This window comes from Pseudomonas sp. BJa3, assembly GCF_026343815.1.
GTDB lineage: Bacteria > Pseudomonadota > Gammaproteobacteria > Pseudomonadales > Pseudomonadaceae > Aquipseudomonas > Aquipseudomonas soli.
This window is the reverse complement of record NZ_JAOXMC010000039.1, coordinates 1-5,787: the sequence shown is the minus strand read 5'-3', so window position 1 is coordinate 5,787 and position 5,787 is coordinate 1. Positions and strand designations below refer to the sequence as shown.

Here is a 5,787-nt window from a genome sequence, read left to right as displayed (position 1 = left end):
CAGTCGGAGCACGTGATGTCCGGCCTGGCTGCCGGTGCGTCGTTCTTCTTCTGGGCGCGCCTGGTCGACCGGACTGGCAACATCGGACCGTTCTTCCCGGTTCCGCCGACGGCTGTGCAGGGCATCGCCCAGACCGACCCCGGCCCGATCCTCGACATGATCTCTGGTGAAATCGACGAGTCCATGCTCGGCGAGGACCTGAAGACCAAGATCGATGGCCTGCAGGACCAGATCGACGCCCTCGACGGCCTGAAGTCCTACGACAAGGACACGGCCTACGATACCGGCCAGATGGTTGTGGTCGATGGCCGGATCTATCAGGCCGTGCACGATGTTCCGGCAGACCCGAGTGGCGCCAGTGCTCCGCCGAATCCCGCCTTGTGGGTCGACGTAGGCCAGTCCATCGAGGCGGCAAACGGCCTGGCTCAGCAGGTTCAGACAAACACGACCAAAATCCAGGAAGTAGACGGCAAGGCCACATCCACGGCCGAAAGCGTGCAGGTCCTGCGCGCCTCTGCCCGCGATGACGACCCTGACGGTGACCTTGCTGGTGCACTTAAGCTGTGGGACTCGACCGCAGCGATCGCCCGCGAAGCTTTGGTCCGGACGACTGAGACCGATGCCTTGGCACGTAGCTCTGAGACTCTCGAAGCCAAGGTCGGCGAGACCAACGCAGCAGTGCAGACGGTCAGTCAGGCTCAGGCGAACTTCGAAGGCAAGGCCAGCGCCATGTGGGCTGTAAAGCTGCAGCTTAACGCCCAAGGGCAGTACGTGGCAGCGAGCGTTGGCCTCGGCATCGAGAACGGACCTGGCGGACTGCAAAGTCAGTTCCTTGTGTCTGCCGATCGGTTCGCGGTGGTGAACAACATAAACAACACGCTGTCTTCACCGTTCGTTGTGCAAGGTGGCCAGGTATTCATCAACCAGGCGTTCATCAACACTGCGTTCATCCAGCAGATTGTGGCGGGCATGTCGATTGTCTCGGAGTCGAAAGACGCCCAGGGCCGCCCGCTTCTGGAGATGAATTTCAAAACCGGGGCAGTGACGTTCCGCGGCCAGGATGCCAATGGATCGACGCTCATCACCAACGGCCAGGCCAACACGTACTACACCAGCGGCAATCCGGCCACGAAGATGGGTATTGGCATATGAGCACAGGCTTTCTTGCCTTCGCACAAGACGGGTCGGTCATCACCGACATGACTGTGCTCATCAGTCAGATGCAAGGAAGCGTCGTGACTGGCGGCGCCAATGGAAGCACAACATTGCCTCCAGTACCTGCTGGCCGGAAACGGCTCTACATGATCGTTTCGCTAGTTGACATGAATAGGGAGAAAGGGAAGAGGCCAGGCGTCAGCATCTCAGGCGACACGATGACTTGGGCATACTCATACAGCACCAGTAATTGGGGGTACTTTTCGGCGAACTGTCGCATCTATTATGGGTACTATTAATGACTGGTAAATTTGTTGCTTACAGAGAATCGGACCAGCAAAAGCTTTTTGATACCGACCTGATTTGCTATGGTTTACGGAAGAGTGGCAATCTTCAGTTTGTTGCATACTGGCCGCAAAAATATTTGCGGTCAGCCCAGCTTGATCCTAACAATGGGGCGAATTGGAATGACGACTCGAATCCGCGTGAGCCAATCTATGGCATTTCTCTTTCTACCTGGTCCTCGCCGATAGCATTTCTTGTGGGAGATGGAAGTCCGTGCGGGGAGATGCTAGTAGGCGGCGTGAAGACTCTTCTCTTCGTTGGGGCAACAGCAGCGACCAAGGCATATGTATTTGACCTCATGACTGATGACGGGCCAATCACTGGCCTTAAGTGCTTTAGGGAAAATCCTTGGGGTCTCACATTCAACTCAGGCATGCCTCCTCTTAATATTATCGCAGCGGTGACTGCACCTGGTCCTGGGCCGCTGGTATCCCCTGGGTACGATTACCGTTATACCGCATACGCCGGTGGTTACAACTCGATGATAGGACCAGTTAACGGCTCGTATTTTCAAATGAAATCGTATGTTGACGTTCCTGTAGTAGCAGGAGAGCTCGCTGCGGCTATCACATTTACAAGATCAGCCGGATGTAACGGATCGGCGGCGGGAGATGGCGGCTTTGAGTATGGGAGTCAAGAGGGATGCTGTGGGTACAACGGCGGGGTCAGGTTCATGTTTACCGTGGCAGCAGCTACAACAAGGGCCATCACTGGCGGTTTCCCTTATGTGTATTGGCGACAGATCCCAGCACTTTTGCCGCAAGCGCTCGTAATAAGAACTTCGGGCCTCCCATTTCCATTCAACTAAAAGGGGAATTCAATGCCATGGTATAGACAAGGCACAGTGTCGGTAACGAGCGGCCAGACCACTGTCACGGGGACATCTACTGACTTCGCGCTGAACTCGAGGGTTGGCGATGCTTTCCAAGGCCCTAACGGCCAATGGTACGAAGTTGCGAACATCGCTAGCGCTACTGTTCTGAGCATCCTTCCGGCCTATCAAGGGCCAACAGTTGCGGCCGGTTCCTATGGCCTTGCGCCGATGCAAGGCTACGTGAAGGAATCAGCGGACCGGTTACGGCAGCTTGTCCAACAGTTCGGTAGCACGTTGGCCTTGCTCGGCAACCCTGTTGACGTTGCAGCCCTGCGTGTGAACATAGGCGCCGCTGTGCGCGGTGCGAATAGTGACATTACCTCGCTCGGGGGGTTAACGACACCACTGAGTGTCGCCCAAGGCGGTACCGGCTCGTCCACTTCAGCCGGGGCCAAGACGTCTTTAGGAATTGGCGATATCGGAGTAGGCCAGTCTTGGCAAGATCTCACATCTTCGCGTCAGCTTGGGGTCGCTTATGTCAACGCCACCGGCAGGCCAATACAAGTGACCGCACTAGTTGGTCCAACTAGCGCTGCTAGCGTATCTCCGTTTTTGAGTATCGACGGTAAAGTACTACGCGGTGCCTATGCAGCTGGTTCGGGAGCTTACATTCCTACAGTAACTGGTATTGTTCCGCCTGGTGCGAGTTATAGTATCACTATAGCGAATGGAACTGCCGCTCTCTTCAATTGGCTGGAGCTGCGTTGATGAAGTATTTCAAGGACCCTAGATCTGATGAAGTTTTTGCTTTCGAGGCAGACGGGAGTCAGGACGATTTTATTCATGAGAGCTTGGTTAGGATGTCCGATGCCGAAATTGCCGAGTTCTTCAAACCTAAAGCATACACAAACGGAGAAGTCGTTGAATATTCAACATCTGTCGTGCTGGGGTGGAATCTAGCCACTCAGGAACAGGTCGCAGAATTTGAATTGCGCAGGGCAGTCACCTCCGCTGAAGAGCGAATCAAAGCAGAAAGGTCAAAAGCCGACCAGGCGATCGCCCCGCTGCAGGATGCGGTCGACCTTGACGAAGCCACTGAGGCCGAGGCCCTGCGGTTGAAAGAGTGGAAGCGCTACCGCGTGGCGCTGAACCGCCTGCCAGAACAACCTGGTTATCCCACGGCGATCGACTGGCCCGCGCCGCCGGCCTGACCCGCCCAAAACCCACCGACCGCCCGAGAGGCGGTATTTTTTTGCCTGGAGAAAACCCATGCGTACATCGCAACGCGGCTTGAGCCTCATCAAGTCGTTCGAGGGCCTGCGCCTGCAGGCCTATCAGGATGCCGTCGGCGTCTGGACCATCGGTTACGGCACCACCCGAGGCGTGAAGGCCGGGATGTCGATCAGCAAGGAGCAGGCCGAGCGCATGCTGCTGAACGACGTGCAGCGCTTCGAGCCGGAAGTGCAGCGCCTGGTAACGGCGCCGTTGAACCAGAACCAGTGGGACGCCCTGATCAGCTTCACCTACAACCTGGGCTCGGCCAACCTCGAGTCGTCCACGTTGCTCCGGCGGCTCAATACCGGTGACTACGCCGGTACGGCAGAGCAGTTCCCGCGCTGGAACAAGGCCGGTGGCAAAGTTCTGCCGGGCCTGGTCCGCCGTCGAGCCGCTGAGCGTGATCTGTTCCTGGAGGCTGCGTGAGCGGCTGGGGCGTTCGAGTGGTTGCGCTGCTGGCCGTGGTCGGGTCGTACTGGCTCGTCTACCAGCACGGTCGGTCGGTGGAGCGCGCTGAGGCCGAAAGCGCGTCAGCGACCCGGGACAGTGGCGATCGCTTGGCCGAGGTACTGGGCGAGCGCGGAGAGCGCCAGGAAGAACAACGACGCGCCGCGGCAAATGAAGAGGTGAGGGAGCATGCACAGGAACAACGCACCATTGCTGAAACCGCTGCTGCTGGGGCTGATGCTGCTGGCCAGCGGCTGCACGACGAAGCAGGCAAATTCGCTGCCACCGTCGGTTGCCCCGGCCAGGATCCCGCCGTTGCCACTCGAGGCGAGGCAGCCCGCCGCGCCGCCATGGTGCTCTCCGACCTGCTCGCACGGGCTGATGCTCGAGCGGGAGAGCTGGCGTCAGCGTATGACCGAGCCCGAATAGCTGGCCTGGCCTGCGAGGCGTCCTATGGCAGCTTGTTGGAGGAAGGTCGTCCTTTGGTACAACCAGAATGAACCTTGATCTGTGGTGTTTGGTCGCAACCAGATTGCGATGGTTTCGGCGTTAAGCGGGCGAAGGAGAGGTTATGCGAAGGAATGATCTGAAGAGTGAGGCAGAGGCGTGGGCTATGGTTGCGCTCTGGGTCTGCGTTATTGCACTGGCTACTTTGGCATGGCACCGGATGTTGACTTAAAGCGGTGTCGGTTGCGGCGGGCTTGGACCTATACTGCTTTGGTCAACGTACTGGGGCGGTATCGTGAAACGAACGATCGAGGGAATGGTAGAGGCGGGAGAGCCGTTGTTGCTCGAGGCACTTGAGGCGCTGCGCACTTACCACAATGCTCAAGCCGCCGGGGTTCCTGCAGAGGAAGTCGAGCGCCTTCGGGTGATCGCAGAGTCCGCTTACCAGGCTGTGACCGACTACCAACTCTACGCGCTTGGGCACCAGCCTCTGATCCGTCACTGAGCCGGCTCTATCAACGCTGATCCCTGGTTCCGCACGTTGCCAACGGCAATTCCAACGCGGTACCACTCGAACGCCTCTGCCGACTCACCCAGGTTCAGCACCAATTGTTCCGCGTGTTCGCTGAGCATGCCTGCTGCGATCCATTCAACCGCCAGATCAGGCGACAGCACGACCGGCCGGCGGTCGTGCACATCGACCAGGCCGCCCTGGGCGTCTTCAGTGATGATCACGAACCCGTCGTGCTCATTGCCGACGAACTGACCGATTGAGGCGCACAGGGCAGGGCGACCATCTCGCCTGCGGATGTAATAGGGCTGCTTCTTCGGCCCGCCTTCGTCCACCCACTCATACCAGCCATCCACCGGCGTGATCGCTCGATGCGGCCAGATCGCCCGAAAGAAGGGACCGTGCGCCACCTTCTCGACTCGAGCATTGATCGGCGCTGCTCGGTCAGTCGCCCAGTGCGGCCGCCACCCCCACCTCACCAGGTCTGCGCGCGGGCCTGCGTCATCTACCCGGAGCACGGCGACCTGTGTGGTCGGCGCGACATTGTACCGCCCCAGGTCCTGGTCTCCGATGTTGTTCTGCCAGGCTTCTGGCATGCTCAGCGTCTCAACGAAGTCATGGATCCCGCGGTACTGGGTCAACCTTCCGCACATGTCCGGTCCTCCTGCTTGAGCCAGAAGCATAGCCCGCCGGGCGGTACTGGCCTGGTCATCCGTTTGAATGGTCAAATACTGTATCGATATACAGTATTGGTGCCGCATGTACTTCCTCCTTGTTCGCCGTCGAGAGCGCG

At 58.6% G+C, this 5,787-nt stretch carries 6 protein-coding genes; 5 read left to right on the top strand and 1 reads right to left on the bottom strand.

Features of this window, described 5'->3' with window-relative positions:
• The 5 genes from OH705_RS26705 to OH705_RS26685 form a co-directional block, all read left to right on the top strand.
• On the top strand, positions 1–1,152 hold a 1,152-nt coding region (locus tag OH705_RS26705), incomplete at its 5' end, for a phage tail protein (protein ID WP_267303368.1).
• 1,929 nt (positions 1,153–3,081) lie between these two features.
• Positions 3,082–3,525, top strand: a complete 444-nt coding sequence (locus OH705_RS26700; protein ID WP_323873502.1) for a tail fiber assembly protein — start codon at positions 3,082–3,084, stop codon at positions 3,523–3,525.
• A gap of 58 nt (positions 3,526–3,583) precedes the next feature.
• Positions 3,584–4,015 (top strand): lysozyme, encoded by a 432-nt coding sequence (locus OH705_RS26695; RefSeq protein ID WP_267303367.1) that lies wholly within the window; start codon positions 3,584–3,586, stop codon positions 4,013–4,015.
• On the top strand, positions 4,012–4,536 hold the full coding sequence (locus OH705_RS26690) for a DUF2514 domain-containing protein (RefSeq protein ID WP_267303366.1): 525 nt from the start codon (positions 4,012–4,014) through the stop codon (positions 4,534–4,536). Before OH705_RS26695 ends, OH705_RS26690 begins: the two co-directional genes overlap by 4 nt.
• A gap of 263 nt (positions 4,537–4,799) precedes the next feature.
• Entirely contained in the window at positions 4,800–4,988 is a 189-nt protein-coding gene (locus OH705_RS26685) for a hypothetical protein (protein WP_201754903.1), read from the top strand.
• On the opposite strand, the gene OH705_RS26680 is transcribed toward OH705_RS26685, so the two are convergent.
• Positions 4,982–5,647, bottom strand: a complete 666-nt coding sequence (locus tag OH705_RS26680) for an SOS response-associated peptidase (RefSeq protein WP_267303369.1) — start codon at positions 5,645–5,647, stop codon at positions 4,982–4,984. The two genes, OH705_RS26685 and OH705_RS26680, sit on opposite strands and share 7 nt — an antisense overlap.
• Positions 5,648–5,787: the final 140 nt, after the last annotated feature.